We start from the raw sequence: 16,094 nt of genomic DNA, 5'->3' as shown, positions 1-16,094 counted from the left end.
TACACATTTCAGGCACGTGTTTGTTGCAATGCACGATGAAATTCCTCAACTCTTACATAAGACCTTCACAAACGAATTGTGCTTTCGATGGCACAATGGCGCAGCAACAACAGGCCCTTCCTTTGCCACAGTCGCATCCGCCAATCGGTACAGCCGTGTCGCGGGAGGTTTACCAACCAGCTAAAGCTTTCTCCAGGAAAGCGAAGGTCAGCGGAATATGAGCGATCAGCCCACTGTCTACCAAGCCTATCAAGGCAACACCTATCTCTTCGGCGGCAATGCCCCTTACGTCGAAGAAATGTATGAGAACTATCTGGCCAACCCTGGCAGCGTTCCCGATTCCTGGCGCGAATACTTCGACGCCCTGCAGCACGTTCCTGCAGTCGATGGATCCAACGCCAAAGACATACCCCACCAGCCCGTCATCAATGCTTTCGCTGAGCGCGCCAAGCAAGGCGGCACCAAGGTGGTCGTGGCTTCCGGTGCCGACTCCGAACTGGGGCGCAAGCGCACCGCGGTACAACAGCTGATTGCGGCCTATCGCAACGTCGGCCAACGCTGGGCCGATCTGGACCCCCTCAAGCGCACCGAGCGCCCTGAAATTCCTGAACTCGATCCTGCGTTCTACGGCTTCACCGATGCCGACCAGGAAACCGTGTTCAACGTGGGCAACACCTTCTTCGGCAAGGAAACCATGTCCTTGCGCGAGTTGCTCAACGCATTGCGCGAGACCTACTGCGGCACCATCGGTGTCGAGTACATGTACACCACCGACCAGGTACAAAAGCGCTGGTGGCAGCAACGCCTGGAGTCCATCCGCTCCAAGCCTGCTTTCAATGCCGACCAGAAAAAGCGCATCCTGGACCGCCTGACTGCGGCCGAAGGCCTGGAACGCTACCTGCACACCAAGTATGTGGGCCAGAAGCGCTTCTCGCTGGAAGGCGGGGAGTCTTTCATCGTGGCGATGGACGAGCTGATCAATGCGGCCGGTGCCAAGGGTGTCCAGGAAGTGGTCATCGGCATGGCCCACCGTGGCCGTCTGAACGTGCTGGTCAATACCCTGGGCAAGATGCCCAAGGACCTGTTCACCGAATTCGAGCACACTGCGCCCGAAGATCTGCCCGCAGGTGACGTGAAGTACCACCAGGGCTTCAGCTCCGACGTGTCGACCATCGGCGGCCCCGTGCATCTGTCGCTGGCGTTCAACCCTTCCCACCTGGAAATCGTGAACCCTGTGGTCGAAGGTTCGGTGCGTTCGCGCATGGACCGTCGCAACGACCCCGAAGGCAAGCAGGTGATGCCTGTGCTGGTGCACGGCGATGCCGCTTTCGCCGGCCAAGGTGTGAACCAGGAAACCCTGGCACTGATGCAGACCCGTGGTTATTCCACCGGCGGCACCGTGCACCTGATCATCAACAACCAGATCGGTTTCACCACCTCTGACCCCCGCGACAAGGGTTCGACCACCTACTGCACCGACATCGTGAAGATGGTCGAGTCGCCCGTGCTGCACGTGAACGGTGATGATCCCGAAGCCGTGGCACTGAGCATGCAACTGGCCCTGGACTACCGCATGGAGTTCCAGCAGGACGTGGTGGTGGACATCGTCTGCTTCCGCAAGCTGGGTCACAACGAGCAAGATACGCCTGCGCTGACCCAGCCGCTGATGTACAAGAAGATCGCGGCCCACCCTGGCACGCGCAAGCTGTATGCCGACAAGCTGGCAGCCCAAGGCCTGGGCGAGACCCTGGGTGACGACATGGCCAAGGCCTACCGCGCTGCCATGGACGAAGGCCGTCACACCCAGGAAGTGGTGCTGACCAACTTCAAGAGCCAGTACGCGGTCGACTGGAGCCCCTTCCTGGGCAAGAAGTGGACCGATGCCGGCGATACCGCGATTCCTCTGGCCGAATGGAAGCGTTTGGCCGAGAAGATCACCACGCTGCCCGAGACCGTCAACCCCCACTCCCTGGTGAAGAAGGTGGTGGACGACCGCGCCGCCATGGGCCGCGGCGAAGTCAACGTGGACTGGGGCATGGGTGAGCACATGGCCTTCGCATCGCTGGTGGCCTCGGGCTACCCCGTGCGTCTGTCTGGTGAAGACTGCGGCCGTGGCACCTTCACCCACCGCCACGCCGTGATCCACGATCAAAAGCGTGAAAAGTGGAACGAAGGCACCTACATCCCGCTGCAGAACGTGGCCGAGAACCAGGCGCCCTTCGTCGTCATCGACTCCATCTTGTCCGAAGAGGCAGTGCTGGGCTTTGAATACGGCTACGCCTCCAACGATCCCAACACCCTGGTGATCTGGGAAGCCCAGTTCGGCGACTTCGCCAACGGCGCCCAGGTGGTGATCGACCAGTTCATCGCCTCCGGCGAAGTGAAGTGGGGCCGTGTCAACGGTCTGACCATGATGCTGCCCCACGGCTACGAAGGTCAGGGCCCCGAGCACAGCTCGGCGCGTCTGGAGCGCTTCCTGCAGCTGGCAGCCGACACCAACATGCAGATCGTGCAGCCCACCACGGCCAGCCAGATCTTCCACGTGCTGCGTCGCCAGATGGTGCGCAATCTGCGCAAGCCTTTGGTGATCATGACGCCCAAGTCGCTGCTGCGTAACAAGGATGCGACATCGCCGCTGACCGAGTTCACCTCCGGTGGTTTCCAGACCGTGATCCCCGAGCGTGATGCCGCCGTCGTGGCCAAGGCCGACAAGGTCAAGCGCATCATCGCCTGCTCCGGCAAGGTCTACTACGATCTGGTGAAGAAGCGTGCCGAGAAGGAAGTGGACGATGTCGCCATCATCCGCGTGGAACAGCTGTACCCCTTCCCGCACAAGGCCTTCGAAGCCGAAGTCAAGAAGTACGCCAATGCCAAGGAACTGGTGTGGTGCCAGGACGAGCCACAAAACCAAGGCGCGTGGTTCTTCATCCAGCACAACATCTACGAGAACATGCAAGAAGGCCAGAAGCTGGGTTACGCCGGTCGTGCAGCCTCTGCATCGCCAGCTGTGGGTTATGCCCACTTGCACGCTGAGCAGCAAAAGAACCTGGTGGAAGCCGCGTTCGCCAAGCTCAAAGGCTTTGTCCTGACCAAGTAATCCAGGCACAACCCCTGCTTAGGCAGGGGCGTCCCCCACTTTTTGGAAAGAATTAAAAATGGCAATCGTAGAAGTTAAAGTTCCCCAGCTGTCCGAGTCCATCGCCGAAGCGACCATGCTGACTTGGAAGAAGAAGCCCGGCGAAGCTGTCGCCGTGGACGAAATCCTGATCGAAATCGAAACCGACAAGGTCGTGCTGGAAGTGCCCGCCCCCGCTGCTGGCGTGCTGACCGAAATCGTTCAAGGTGACGGTGCCACCGTGACCGCTGACCAACTGATCGCCAAGATCGACACCGAAGCCGTGGCCGGCGCTGCCGCACCTGCGGCTGCAGCCCCTGCCGCCGCCGCTGCACCGGTTGCTGCGCCTGCCGCTGCCGCCAACAAGGGCGATGTGGCCATGCCTGCTGCTGCCAAGCTGCTGGCCGAGAACAACCTGTCCGCCGCCAATGTGGCTGGCACAGGCAAGGATGGCCGTGTGACCAAGGGTGATGCCCTGTCCGCCATCAAGGCGGGCGCCAGCATCCCCACGGGCGCTCCCAAGGCTGCCTTGCCCCAGGTGGCAGCACCTGCCGTCAAGGAAGACCTGTCGGGTCGCCCCGAGCAGCGCGTGCCCATGACACGTCTGCGTGCCCGTGTGGCCGAGCGTCTGCTGCAGTCGCAATCCACCAACGCCATCCTGACGACGTTCAACGAAATCAACATGGCGCCCGTGATGGCGCTGCGCAAGAAGTTCCAGGACGACTTCACCAAGGAACACGGCGTGAAGCTGGGCTTCATGTCCTTCTTCGTGAAGGCGGCCGTGCATGCCCTGAAGAAGTACCCCGTGCTGAACGCTTCGGTGGACGGCAACGACATCGTCTACCACGGCTACTTCGACATCGGTATCGCCGTGGGTTCGCCCCGTGGCCTGGTGGTGCCCATCCTGCGCAACGCCGACCAGATGAGCTTTGCCGACATCGAAAAGAAGATCGCTGAATTCGGCAAGAAGGCCGCCGACGGCAAGCTGGGCATCGAAGAGATGACCGGTGGTACCTTCTCGATCTCCAACGGTGGTACCTTCGGCTCGATGATGTCTACCCCCATCATCAACCCCCCACAGTCCGCCATCCTGGGCGTGCACGCCACCAAGGACCGCGCCGTGGTTGAAAACGGCCAGGTCGTGGTGCGCCCCATGAACTACTTCGCCATGTCGTATGACCACCGCATCATCGACGGCCGCGAAGCCGTGCTGGGCCTGGTGGCCATGAAGGACGCGCTGGAAGATCCTTCCCGCCTGCTGTTTGACCTGTAATCCCCACAGGGTTCGAACCTCGACGAAAACCCACCCTCGGCCACGCCCTGCGGTGGGTTTTTTCAAGCACCTGACACACAGAGATTTTGAGTTATGAGCAAGCAATTTGACGTTATCGTGATCGGCGCCGGCCCCGGCGGCTACATCGCCGCCATCCGCGCGGCCCAGCTGGGCAAGAACGTGGCCTGTATCGACGCCTGGTCGACCACGGCCGGCACGCCCGCACCCGGCGGCACCTGCACCAACGTGGGTTGCATTCCCTCCAAGGCGCTGCTGCAGTCGTCCGAGCACTTTGAACACGCCAAGCTGCACTTTGCCGACCACGGCATCAGCACGGGCGAAGTGGCCATGGACGTCAGCAAGATGATCGCCCGCAAGGACGCCATCGTGAAGCAGAACAACGACGGCATCCTGTACCTGTTCAAGAAGAACAAGGTCACTTTCTTCCACGGTACGGCTTCGTTTGTGAAGGCCGTGGACGGCGGCTATGAGATCAAGGTGGCCGGCAAGACCGAAGAAACCCTGGTCGGCGCACAGATCGTGGTGGCCACCGGCTCGAACGCCCGTGCCTTGCCCGGCCTGCCTTTCGACGAAGACAAGGTGCTGTCCAACGACGGCGCGCTGCGCGTGGGCGCTACGCCCAAGAAGCTGGCGTTGATCGGCGCGGGCGTGATCGGCCTGGAAATGGGCTCCGTGTGGCGCCGCCTGGGTGCCGAAGTGACCGTGCTGGAAGGCGCGCCTGCCTTCCTGTCGGCGGTCGACGAGCAGATCGCCAAGGAAGCCAAGAAGTCCTTCGACAAGCAAGGTCTGAAGATCGAGCTGGGCGTGAAGATCGGCAACGTCGACACCTCCGGTGCCGGCGTGAAGCTGGAATACACCAACGCCAAGGGCGAAGCCCAGGTGCTGGAAGCCGACAAGCTGGTGGTGTCGATCGGCCGCGTGCCCAACACCAACGGTCTGAATGCCGAGGCCGTGGGCCTGCAGCTGGACGAGCGCGGTGCCATCGTGGTCGACGGCGATTGCAAGACCAACCTGCCCGGCGTGTGGGCGGTGGGTGACGTGGTGCGTGGCCCCATGCTGGCGCACAAGGCCGAGGAAGAAGGCGTGGCCGTGGCAGAGCGCATTGCTGGCCAGCACGGCCACGTGAACTTCGCCACCATCCCCTGGGTGATCTACACCAGCCCTGAAATCGCCTGGGTGGGTCGTACCGAGCAGCAACTGAAGGCCGACGGCGTGAAGTACAAGGCCGGCTCCTTCCCGTTCCTGGCCAATGGCCGTGCGCGTGCCCTCGGTGACACCACCGGCATGGTGAAGTTCCTGGCCGATGCCGAGACCGACGAAATCCTGGGCGTGCACATGGTGGGCCCCATGGTGTCCGAGCTGATCTCCGAAGCTGTGGTGGCCATGGAGTTCAAGGCCTCGAGCGAAGACATCGCCCGCATCTGCCACGCCCACCCCTCGCTGTCGGAAGCGACCAAGGAAGCTGCCCTGGCCGTGGACAAGCGTACGCTGAACTTCTAAACCAAGTTTCAAGCCGTAAATAGCTGCCAGCGCCCGTGGATAGGGCGCTGGCAGCTATTTTTTTTAGGGGCGCTGAGTGATGCAGGGCCAGGGGCAGCAGGCATTCCGGCAATGCATGCCTTGCGGACACATCCGGCCACCGTACAGACCGCAGGCTGGCGTCTGCAGCGTGCGCAGGGCAGGTCTCAGGGGCGGCGCAGGCTGGCTGGGTACCAGAAGTCGCGGAACATGTCGCTGCCATACGACTGGCCGTCATAGCGCAGCACGGTGCGCACCCGGCGCTGGCGGGTCTGCCCGGCCGCACCGTCGCGCACGTCGTACTGAGTAACGTGCGCGGTCAGGGACAGGTCGGCGAAGCCATGGCGGCTGGTCTTTTCCACGGCTAGGGTGATTCGGGCCTCTTCGCTGCGCTGCAAGCGCTCTTGCAGCATGCACGGCGTGCCCACGATGCTGATCCAGCCCTGCAGGTTGGTGCCCAGCACGGGGCGCAGTTGCGGGCCTTCGCGCACCCACAGCGTCAGCTCGGAGCCGGCATTCGCGTCGCCGCAGCGCGCGCCCAGGGCGTGGCTGTGGAACACCGTGCCGAAGGCGCGCACCCTGGGGCTGAGCCTGTAGCGCGCCGTGTCGATGCGGTAGCGGCCCACGGCGGTGGTGGCGTCCTCTTCGATCTGCGAGCGGTGGGCGGCGACAACCGCGCCGTGCTTGACCAGGGCCACCACCTGCAGCTTGCTGCCGTCGCCCTGGGTAGGGCCTTCCTGCAGGGTGTCGAAGGCGATGGCGGCGATGGTGGTCTCCGGCGCATCGGGCAAGGGCTTGCAGGCCGCTGCCGCGATCAGGCCACCTGGCGTCTCCCAGGGCACCAGTGGGCCGCTGACGCCGGCCCAGCGTGCCACGGCGGCGATGGTGCTGGGGGCGCAGGCCTGTTCGTCGGTCGCCCAGGCGGAGGGGCTGGCACTGGCCGCGGCCAGCAGGACCGCGAGCGATAGGGCGGTGTGGCGCAGGAGATGGGGGCGGTGCATGGAAGGCGGGAGAGGGGGCGCTGCAGCGACCGCTGTGCTGGCACGCAAGCGCCTGTGCAGGCAGCTAGAATGCAGGTTTGTCGTTGGCTCGACATGATACCCACAAGCCCCTGCGGATCTGCTGTCCGCGCGCCTGCTGCGACGCCGTGCACCGATGGACCTGTGTCGCGTGCCCCCATCCTCGCCTCCTTCCCCCTGAGACTTGGCTGAACGCGAGTGCATGCTTGAGCCATGGACCCGTGTTGGAGGTAGAAGGTGAATGTGAGACAAGCGTACGAGGCCGAGCTGGCTGCCAAGGGCTTTACCGCCGATCCTGCGCAGCTGCGCGCCGTGGATGCGTTGCAGCGCTGCGCCGATGACTGGGCGGCTTACAAATCCAAGCGCTCGAATGCGATCAAGAAGCTGTTCCAGAAGCCGGAAATTCCGCGCGGCGTCTATATGTACGGCGGGGTCGGACGGGGCAAGAGCTTCCTGATGGACTGCTTTTTCAATGCCGTGCCGATCAAGCGCAAGGTGCGCCTGCACTTCCACGAATTCATGCGCGAAGTGCACCGCGAGCTGCACCTGCTGCAAGGCACGCAGAACCCGCTGGATGCGCTGGGTGCCAAGATCGCCAAGCGCTACAAGCTGATCTGCTTTGACGAGTTCCACGTGGCCGACATCACCGACGCCATGATCCTGCACCGCCTGCTGGTGTCGTTGTTCGACAATGGCGTGGGCTTTGTCACCACCTCCAATTTCACGCCCGACGGCCTGTACCCTGACGGGCTGCACCGCGACCGCATCCTGCCGGCGATCGACCTGCTCAACGCCCGCATGGACGTGGTCAATGTGGACAACGGCACGGACTACCGCCGCCGCACGCTGGAGATGGTCCAGCTCTACCACTGCCCGCTGGGGCCGCAGGCGGACGCCTCGATGAAGGATGCGTTCGAGAAGCTGGCCGATGTGCCCGACGAGAAGCCGGTCTTCAAGATCGAGTCGCGCGAACTCAAGCCCCTGCGCCGCGCCGGTGGCGTGATCTGGTTCGACTTCCGCGAGCTGTGCGACAACCCGCGCTCGCAGAACGATTACCTGGAAATCGCCTCGCAATTCCACACCGTGCTGCTGTCCAACGTACCCTACATGCCGGTCAACATGGCCTCGCCGGCGCGCCGCTTCACCTGGCTGGTGGACGTGCTTTACGACCGGCGCGTCAAGCTGATCATGTCGGCCGCCGTGCCGCCCGAGCAGCTGTACACCGAAGGCCCGTTGGCCCACGAGTTTCCGCGTACAGTGTCACGCTTGAACGAAATGCAATCCCAGGAGTTCCTGGCGCTGGAGCGCCGGGTGGTGGACACCGGGCTGACCTGATTTGAGAGCTATGACATCTGCTTGCTTGTTGACGCGTACGGGCTGCTGGCTGACCCTGGGCTGGCTGGCATTTTCGGTCCAGGCCCAGCCTGTGCCTGCGGCCGATGCCGCACCGTCCCCCCAGGAGCTGCAACAGCGCGCACAGCAGCGTGCGCAGGAGCGCCAGGACATCCTGCACACGCGGTCCCAGATCGACGCCCGCAGGGTGGAGGGCGAGAAAGCCTGCTGGCAGCGCTTTGCGGTGGACAACTGCCTGCGCGAGGTCCGCGCCCAGGCGCGCGAGCAGGACACCGCGCTGCGCGAGCGCGAGCTGCGCATCAACAGCGAGGAGCGCCAGGAAAAGGCCAGCGAGCGCCTGCGGGCCATCGAGCAAAAGCAGCGCGAAAAGCACGCACCGGCGCCCATGACCTCCAGCACCAAGCAGGGCGCCCAGCCGGCGGTCAAGACGCCGGCGGAGCTGGCCCGCGAGCAGCAGAAGCGCCAGACTGCGGCCCAGCAGCGGGCTGCCGCCCAGGCGCAGCGCGAGGCGGCGCACACCGCCGGGGTGGCCGAGCGCGAGGCCAAGTCCGAGGCCGAGCGCGCCCAGCGCGTGCAGGCGCTGCAGGACAAGCAAAAGGCGGCCGAGGCGCGCCGCGCCCGTGGCGCAGAACCGCGCCGTGGCGAACCCTTGCCCACTCCCAAGGGCTTGCCGCAGCCCTAAAAAAGAGGAGCTGTTGGCGCAAGCCTATCGCGCGTTTCACATGGTTTTATATTTGAAACGCCTAAAAAACTTGCGCAACCAGCTCACTTTTTATTGAAAACACCTTGCTGCCCCTGAACCTGCACGACCAAGTGGTCGCCGCCTTTGTCCAGGATGGCTGGCTGGCGCGTGCAGAGCCGCACTTTCGCCCACGCCCCGGCCAGACGGCCATGGCCCTGGCCGTGGCGCGCACTGTGGAAGACGGCGGCGTGCTGGTGGTCGAGGCGGGCACCGGCGTCGGCAAGACTTTCTCCTACCTGGTGCCAGCCCTGCTCAGCGGCCAGCGGGTGCTCATTTCCACGGCCACCAAGGCGCTGCAGGACCAGCTGTTCCTGCGCGATGTGCCGCGCCTGGTCCAGGCCCTGGGCCTGCCCCTGCGGGTGGCGCGGCTCAAGGGGCGTTCCAGCTACCTGTGCTTGCACCGCCTGGGCCAGGTGCACCAAAGCCGGGTGCCGCTGGACCCGCAGGTGCTGCGCGCCGTGGCGCGGGTGCAGGACTGGTCGCACGGCACCCGCAGCGGTGATCTGGCCGAGCTGCCGGGCTGGGTGGAAAACTCTACCGTCGCGGCCATGGTGACGTCGACCAAGGACAACTGCGTGGGCAGCGCCTGCGCCCACTGGGAGCAGTGCCACGTCAACACCGCACGCGCCCAGGCCCTGGCCGCCGATGTGTGCGTGGTCAATCACCACCTGTTCTTTGCCGACATGGAGGTGCGCGATTCCGGCGTGGCGCAGTTGCTGCCCTCGGCCGGCGTCGTGGTGCTGGACGAGGCGCACCAGCTCAATGAAACCGGCATCCAGTTTGCCGGCTGGACCCTGGGCACGCGCCAGCTGCAGGGCTACATCAAGGATGTGCTGGCGGATGTGACCCTGCATGCGCGTGGGCTGGCCGACTGGATGCAGCTGCTGGCACAGCTGGAGCAGGCCATCAACGCCTGGCGTGCCGTCGGAGGCGCATGCCCGCCCGGCAGTCGCCTGCGCTGGCTGGGCATGGCGCCGGAGGGCTTGCCCGAGGCCAGCTGGCGCCAGGGGCTGCATGCCGTGGGCCAGGCCCTGCGCGCGCTGCTGCTGGCCTTGGCCAAGGTGGCGGAAACCGCCCGCGCCCTGTTGCCGCTGTACGAGCGCGGTGCGCGCCTGCTGTCCCAGCTGGCCAGCTTTGCCCAGCCGGTGCCCGATGACGCCGTGCGCTGGCTGGAGGTGACGCGCCAGCACCTGAAGCTGATGGAGTCGCCGCTGAGCATTGCGCGGCTGATGCGCGCGCACATGGAACCTGAGGCGGAGGAAGAGGGGGGCACGCCGCCGGCGGCACCCCGTGCCTGGATCTTCACCTCGGCCACGCTGGGGGATGACGCGGACCTGCGCTGGTTCACGGAAACCTGCGGCCTGCGCTCGACCCAGGTGCTCAAGGTGGACAGTCCGTTCGACTATGCCCGACAGGCCGTGCTGTACGTGCCCGAAGACATGCCCGAGCCCGCGCAGCAGGCCGCCCACAGTGCCGCCGTGGCGCAGCTGGCGGCCGAAGGGGCCCTGGCGCTGGGTGGGCGCACGCTGGTGCTGACCACCACGCTCAAGGCGTTGGACAGCATTGGCCAGCACCTGCAGCAGCGCTTGGGCCTGCTGGAGCCGGTGGATGTGCTGGTCCAGGGGCAGAGCCCCAAGCATGTGCTGATGGAGCGTTTTCGTGCTGGCACTGTCCAGGGGCGCGGTTGCGTGCTGGTGGCCTCGTCGACCTTCTGGGAGGGGGTGGACATTCCAGGCGATGCGCTGCAGCTGGTGGTGATCGACAAGCTGCCATTTCCGCCGCCGGACGATCCGCTGGTGGAGGCGCGCTCGCGCCAGCTGGAGGCGGTCGGTCGCAGCCCCTTTGCCGACTACATGTTGCCGGAGGCGGCCATGGCCTTGAAGCAGGGCGCAGGCCGCCTGATCAGGCGTGAAACCGACCGCGGCATCCTGGTGGTGGCTGATGTGCGTCTGCGCACCAAGGCCTATGGTCGGCGGCTCGTCCAGGCCTTGCCGGCGATGCACCGGATTGGCTCGACCGCAGCCTGGCGCCAGGCCCTGGCCCGGCTGGCCGAGGGGGCATCGCCGGTCGAGGAGGTCTGACGGGCAGTTGCGCGGTGCCCGGCTGTGCGGCGTGCGCTTGCTCCGCAGTCGTCATCGGGAGCCTAAAAAGCAAAATGCCCGCGTGTTAGCGGGCATTCGGGCAAGCGGGTTGGGCTTGCGGTATTTGGTAGGCGCGATTGGATTCGAACCAACGACCCCCACCATGTCAAGGTGGTGCTCTAACCAACTGAGCTACGCGCCTGTGTTTGTTCGAAGCACAAACTATAGCAGCTTTCTAAGTGCCTTCACGGTAAATGCGCAAAAATTTCCAGTGGAAAAGGGCGGTGCGCTGGGCGGTCCACCCAGGCCATCACCAGAGTTTCCACCACGGGCCTTTTTTCTGGGTGGTCTTGGTGGCGTCGGGCGCATTCGCAAAGTTGGCCTCGCGCACGCGCTTGGCGTCGTCGCGCAGGTCGTTCATGCCCAGCTTGTCGTAGGAGTTGACGAGGATGTCCAGCGCTTCCTGGCTGGCGGGCACACCCTGGTAGTCGGCCAGCGCGGTCTGGGCGCGGGCGATTGCTGCCACGTAGGCACCACGGTTGTAGTAGTAGCGGGCCACGTGCACTTCGTACTGCGCCAGCGAGTTGACGATGTAAGTCATGCGCTGGCGGGCATCGGGGGCGTAGCGCGAGGCCGGGAAGCGGCTGGTCAGCTCGTGGAAGGATTCGTAGGAGTCCTTGGCGGCCTTCTGGTCACGCTCGGACAGGTCCTGGCGCGACAGCCAGGCAAACATGCCCAGGTTGTCGTTGAAGTTCACCAGGCCCTTGAGGTACAGCGCGTAGTCGATGGCGGGGCTGGTGGGGTGCAAGCGGATGAAGCGGTCCAGCGTGGCATGGGCCTGCTCCTTTTCACCGGCCTTGTACTGGGCGTAGGCCTTCTCGATCTGGGCTTGCTGGGCCAGTGGGGTGCCCGCGGCGCGACCTTCCAGCTTTTCGAACAGCGGCACGGCCTTGTCGAAGGCGCCGGCCGTGGCTTCGTCCCGGGCTTCGGTGTAGATGCGATCGGGGGACCAGTTTGCTGTGGGGTCTTCTTTGGTCGAAGAGCAACCAGCCAGCAGGCCGGCTGCAAACGCAGCAGCAAGAACAGGTCGTGAAATACGCAGCATGACAAACAGCTTTCGGGCAGAAGTTGAAACGAGTTCCGAGTCGGGCCGCCCAGGGACAGCCCGCAATCCGTAATGTGAGGTGCATTGTATAGGGCTAAATCTGGTCCCCCGAAAGCGCATGGCCATCCGTGGATGGCTGTGGGCATGGCGGCGGCTTGGTCAAGGAGGCTCCGTCTTTTTCTACAATCAACCCCATATGTTTGTTCACTTGCGCCTGCACACCGAGTTCTCCGTCGTCGATGGAACTTGTCGTATCAATGACGTTATCAACGCTGCGGCGGCGGACAGCCAGCCCGCGCTGGCCATTACCGATCTGAACAACCTGTTCGGGGCGCTGAAGTTCTACAAGGCTGGCCGGGGCAAGGGTGTGAAGCCCATCCTGGGCGCAGAGCTCAACATGGAAGGGCTAGCGGCGGGCGGTCCCACCAGTCGGGTGCTGGTGCTGGTGCAAAGTCAGCATGGCTACCACAACCTGTCGGAAATCCTGGCGCGGGGCTGGACCGGCAATGTCTCCAAGGTCCAGGCGCAGCCGTTTTTCAAATGGGAGTGGTTGCAGGAACTGGGCGAGGGCCTGCTGCTGCTGTCCGGGGCGAACGCCGGGCCGATCGGTCAGGCCTTGCTGCGGGGGGACACCCAGGGCGCGGCGGACATGGCGCTGCAGCTGGCGAGCATGTTCCCGCACCGCTTTTACCTGGAGTTGCAGCGCGCCGGGCGCAGCGAGGACGAAAAGCTGGTGATGCAGACCGTGCAGCTGGCGGCGCGCCTGCACCTGCCGGTGGTGGCCACGCACCCGATCCAGTTCTACAAGCCGACGGATTACGAATCCCACGAAACTCGGGTGTGCATTTCCGAAGGTGAGGTGCTGGGCAATCCCAAGCGGGTGCGCCGGTTCACGCGGGAGCAGTATTTCAAGAGCAGCGCCGACATGGAGCAGCTGTTCGCCGACATTCCCTCGGCCATCGAGAACACGGTGGAAATCGCCCGCCGCTGCAGCGTCTCCCTGCTGCTGGGCAAGTATTTCCTGCCGGACTTCCCCACGCCGAATGGCATGTCAATCGCGGACTACTTCCGCCGTGCCTCCTTCGAGGGGCTGGAAGAGCGCCTGGTGCTGCTGTTCCCCGATGCCGCCGTGCGCAACGCCAAGCGCCCGCAGTACGTGGAACGCCTGGAGTTTGAGCTGGGCATCATTTTGAAGATGGGCTTTCCCGGCTACTTCCTGATCGTGGCGGACTTCATCAACTGGGCCAAGAACAACGGCTGCCCGGTGGGCCCGGGCCGTGGCTCGGGGGCGGGCTCGCTGGTGGCCTATGTGCTGCAGATCACGGACCTGGATCCCATCCACTACAACCTGCTGTTCGAACGTTTCCTGAACCCCGAGCGGGTTTCCATGCCCGACTTCGACGTGGACTTCTGCCAGGCCAACCGCGACCGGGTGATCGACTACGTGAAGGACCGCTACGGTCGCAATGCGGTCAGCCAGATCGCGACCTTCGGCACCATGGCCGCACGGGCGGTGATCCGCGACGTGGGCCGGGCCATGGACATGAGCTACACCTTCTGTGACGGCATCTCCAAGCTGATCCCGAACAAGCCGGGCTTGCACGTCACCCTGAAGTACCCGCCCAATCCCAAGAAGGAGGGCGACAAGTACACCTATGCGATCGAGGCGGAGCCCGTGCTGGCGCAGCGCATCGAGCAGGAGGAAGACGTCAAGAACCTGATCGAGCTGGCGCAAAAGCTTGAAGGCATGACCCGCAACATCGGCATGCACGCCGGGGGGGTGGTGATCGCGCCGGGCAAGCTGACGGATTTTTGCCCCTTGTACCAGCAGCCGGGCAGCGATTCGGCGGTGGCCATGTTCGACAAGGACGACGTGGAGCAGATCGGCCTTGTGAAGTTCGACTTCCTAGGCCTGGCGACGCTGACCATCCTGGAGATTGCGCGCGAGTTCATCATGAAGCGCCACAAGGGCCAGGAGAACTTCCGTTTCGAGGAAATCCCCCTGGACGACTACCCGACCTACAAGCTGTTCCAGGAGGGCAAGACCGAGGCCGTGTTCCAGTTTGAATCGCGCGGCATGCAGGGCATGTTGCGTGACGCCAAGCCTTCGCGCCTGGAAGACCTGATCGCGCTGAACGCGCTGTACCGTCCCGGCCCCATGGACCTGATCCCGTCCTTCGTGGCGCGCAAGCACGGGCGCGAGCAGATCGAGTACCCGCACCCGCTGGTGGAGCAGGTGCTGGCTGAAACCTACGGCATCATGGTCTACCAGGAGCAGGTGATGCAGACGGCCCAGGTGCTGGGCGGTTATTCGCTTGGTGGTGCCGACTTGCTGCGCCGGGCCATGGGCAAGAAGAAAGTGGAGGAGATGGTCAAGCACCGCGCCACCTTCTGCGAAGGCGCGGCCAAGCAGGGCATCGATGAGCACAAGGCCGGTGAAGTGTTCGACCTGATGGAGAAATTTGCGGGTTACGGCTTCAACAAGTCGCACGCGGCCGCCTATTCGCTGCTGGCATACCACACGGCCTGGCTCAAGGTGCACTACACGGCGGAATTTTTCTGCGGGAATATGACCGTGGAAATGGACAACACCGACAAACTCAAGGTGCTGTACGAAGATGCGCTGAAGATGGGCATGAGCTTCGAGATGCCCGACGTCAACCGCGGCGTATACCGCTTTGAGCCCGTCACGGACCAGGTCATCCGCTATGGCCTGGGTGCGATCAAGGGCACGGGTCAGCAGGCGATCGAAGCCATCATCGCCGCGCGCGAAGGTCAGGGCGTGGGTCCGGACGGGCATGTCAAGGGACCCTTCAAGAGCCTGTGCGACTTCTGTGCGCGCGTGGACCGCAGCAAGCTGAACAAGCGCACGCTGGAGGCTCTGATCAAGGCCGGGGCCTTCGACAGCATCCACCTGGACCGCGCGGCGCTGGTGGCATCGATCGACCATGCGTTCGAGTACGCGAACGCCCAACTGGCGAATGCCAACCAGGGCGGTCTGTTCGACATGATGGGCGACGATGCCCAGGGCTCCAGCACCCAGGAGCCGGCCCTGGCCGAAGTCCTGCCCTGGGGCGTCAAGGAGCGCCTGACGCAGGAAAAGCTGGCGGTGGGTTTTTACCTGTCGGGCCACCTGTTCGACGAGGTGGAGCACGAAGTGCGCAACTTCCTGCGCACCCCGTTGAGCGAGCTGGGCGACAGTCGCGAGCCGCAGTTGCTGGCCGGCATCGTGAGTGATCTGCGCGTGATCAACGGCCAGCGCGGCAAGCTGTGCCTGTTCAAGCTGGACGACAAGAGTGCGGTGCTGGAGGCCTCGGTGGACGAGGCCACGCTGAATGCCCACAGTGATCTGCTCAAGGACGACGAGTTCGTGGTGCTCAGCGGTCGCGTGCAGCACGACCACTTCAGTGGTGGCCTGCGCATCAAGGCGCAGAACGTGTTCAGCCTGGCCGATGCGCGCTGCCGCTTTGCGCGCTATCTGCAGGTGGATGCTGCCCACAAGCTGCCGGATGTGCAGCGCCTGCTGCGGGAGTTCCCGGCGCAGCGCGAGGTCACGCCAGAGGGCGAACTGCGGCGTGGCCTGCGCGTGCGCCTGGGCGTGCGCTGCGAGGCCGATGGGATGGCGGCCTTGGCCGAAGTCGATCTGGGCGAGCAGCACAAGTTCTACCCCAGCGATGCGGCCCTGGCGGCATGGCGTGCCGAAGTCGGCACGGCCAGCTGCCAACTGGTGTGGCGCAACGCTTGAGGCCGCCGTCCTCAGACCCCATGTAGGCCTGCAGCTTGCAGTGTCCTACATGATGTTTCTTGAAATATCCCTAATCGCTCCCAACTCAGCCCAGGAAGAATGAGCTTGGGCAGATCGCTAGA

10 protein-coding genes and 1 tRNA gene are annotated in these 16,094 nt (G+C 64.2%); 8 read left to right on the top strand and 3 right to left on the bottom strand.

Features of this window, described 5'->3' with window-relative positions:
- The 4 genes from CA2_RS18400 to lpdA form a co-directional block, all read left to right on the top strand.
- Positions 1–221, top strand: a 221-nt coding sequence (locus tag CA2_RS18400; RefSeq protein WP_217997642.1) for a hypothetical protein, incomplete at its 5' end; no start/stop codon positions are given.
- On the top strand, positions 218–3,097 hold the full coding sequence (locus CA2_RS14035; RefSeq protein WP_042418535.1) for a 2-oxoglutarate dehydrogenase E1 component: 2,880 nt from the start codon (positions 218–220) through the stop codon (positions 3,095–3,097). The genes CA2_RS18400 and CA2_RS14035, both read left to right, overlap by 4 nt.
- Before the next feature lie 58 nt (positions 3,098–3,155).
- Positions 3,156–4,388, top strand: a complete 1,233-nt coding sequence (gene odhB / locus CA2_RS14030) for a 2-oxoglutarate dehydrogenase complex dihydrolipoyllysine-residue succinyltransferase (RefSeq protein ID WP_042418532.1) — start codon at positions 3,156–3,158, stop codon at positions 4,386–4,388.
- 93 nt (positions 4,389–4,481) lie between these two features.
- The gene (gene lpdA, locus CA2_RS14025) at positions 4,482–5,909 is read left to right on the top strand and encodes a dihydrolipoyl dehydrogenase (RefSeq protein ID WP_042418529.1); all 1,428 of its coding nucleotides are present in this window, start codon (positions 4,482–4,484) and stop codon (positions 5,907–5,909) included.
- Positions 5,910–6,094: 185 nt separating this feature from the next.
- On the opposite strand, the gene CA2_RS14020 is transcribed toward lpdA, so the two are convergent.
- Positions 6,095–6,928, bottom strand: coding sequence for a PA3715 family protein (locus CA2_RS14020; protein ID WP_042418528.1), 834 nt, complete (start codon positions 6,926–6,928; stop codon positions 6,095–6,097).
- Positions 6,929–7,183: 255 nt separating this feature from the next.
- On the opposite strand from CA2_RS14020, the gene zapE reads away from it, so the two are divergent.
- The 3 genes from zapE (at position 7,184) to yoaA (ending at position 11,122) form a co-directional block, all read left to right on the top strand.
- On the top strand, positions 7,184–8,281 hold the full coding sequence (gene zapE, locus CA2_RS14015) for a cell division protein ZapE (protein ID WP_042418527.1): 1,098 nt from the start codon (positions 7,184–7,186) through the stop codon (positions 8,279–8,281).
- A gap of 10 nt (positions 8,282–8,291) precedes the next feature.
- On the top strand, positions 8,292–8,981 hold the full coding sequence (locus tag CA2_RS14010; RefSeq protein WP_042418526.1) for a hypothetical protein: 690 nt from the start codon (positions 8,292–8,294) through the stop codon (positions 8,979–8,981).
- Between the two features lie 107 nt (positions 8,982–9,088).
- Positions 9,089–11,122: a DNA repair helicase YoaA gene (yoaA, locus tag CA2_RS14005; RefSeq protein ID WP_052369948.1), complete on the top strand. Its 2,034-nt coding sequence runs from the start codon at positions 9,089–9,091 to the stop codon at positions 11,120–11,122.
- 125 nt (positions 11,123–11,247) lie between these two features.
- On the opposite strand, the gene CA2_RS14000 is transcribed toward yoaA, so the two are convergent.
- Both CA2_RS14000 and CA2_RS13995 read right to left on the bottom strand, forming a co-directional pair.
- A tRNA-Val gene (locus CA2_RS14000) sits at positions 11,248–11,324 on the bottom strand.
- Between the two features lie 108 nt (positions 11,325–11,432).
- Positions 11,433–12,227: an outer membrane protein assembly factor BamD gene (locus CA2_RS13995; protein WP_042418525.1), complete on the bottom strand. Its 795-nt coding sequence runs from the start codon at positions 12,225–12,227 to the stop codon at positions 11,433–11,435.
- A 196-nt stretch (positions 12,228–12,423) separates the two neighbouring features.
- Here CA2_RS13995 and dnaE point away from each other — a divergent pair, with 196 nt between their 5' ends.
- On the top strand, positions 12,424–15,972 hold the full coding sequence (gene dnaE / locus CA2_RS13990; protein WP_042418524.1) for a DNA polymerase III subunit alpha: 3,549 nt from the start codon (positions 12,424–12,426) through the stop codon (positions 15,970–15,972).
- Positions 15,973–16,094 lie beyond the last annotated feature (122 nt).

This window comes from Comamonas aquatica NBRC 14918, assembly GCF_000739875.1.
Classification (GTDB): Bacteria; Pseudomonadota; Gammaproteobacteria; order Burkholderiales; family Burkholderiaceae_C; genus Comamonas; species Comamonas aquatica.
This window is presented reverse-complemented; position numbering and strand designations above follow the sequence as displayed.

Excerpts from the sequence above, each read along its gene's own strand:
- CA2_RS14010 (WP_042418526.1), top strand. The coding sequence starts at position 8,292 with ATGACATCTGCTTGCTTGTTGACGCGTACGGGCTGCTGGCTGACCCTG.
- CA2_RS14035 (WP_042418535.1), top strand. The coding sequence starts at position 218 with ATGAGCGATCAGCCCACTGTCTACCAAGCCTATCAAGGCAACACCTAT.
- CA2_RS13995 (WP_042418525.1), bottom strand. The coding sequence starts at position 12,227 with ATGCTGCGTATTTCACGACCTGTTCTTGCTGCTGCGTTTGCAGCCGGC.
- lpdA (WP_042418529.1), top strand. The coding sequence starts at position 4,482 with ATGAGCAAGCAATTTGACGTTATCGTGATCGGCGCCGGCCCCGGCGGC.
- dnaE (WP_042418524.1), top strand. The coding sequence starts at position 12,424 with ATGTTTGTTCACTTGCGCCTGCACACCGAGTTCTCCGTCGTCGATGGA.
- CA2_RS14020 (WP_042418528.1), bottom strand. The coding sequence starts at position 6,928 with ATGCACCGCCCCCATCTCCTGCGCCACACCGCCCTATCGCTCGCGGTC.
- odhB (WP_042418532.1), top strand. The coding sequence starts at position 3,156 with ATGGCAATCGTAGAAGTTAAAGTTCCCCAGCTGTCCGAGTCCATCGCC.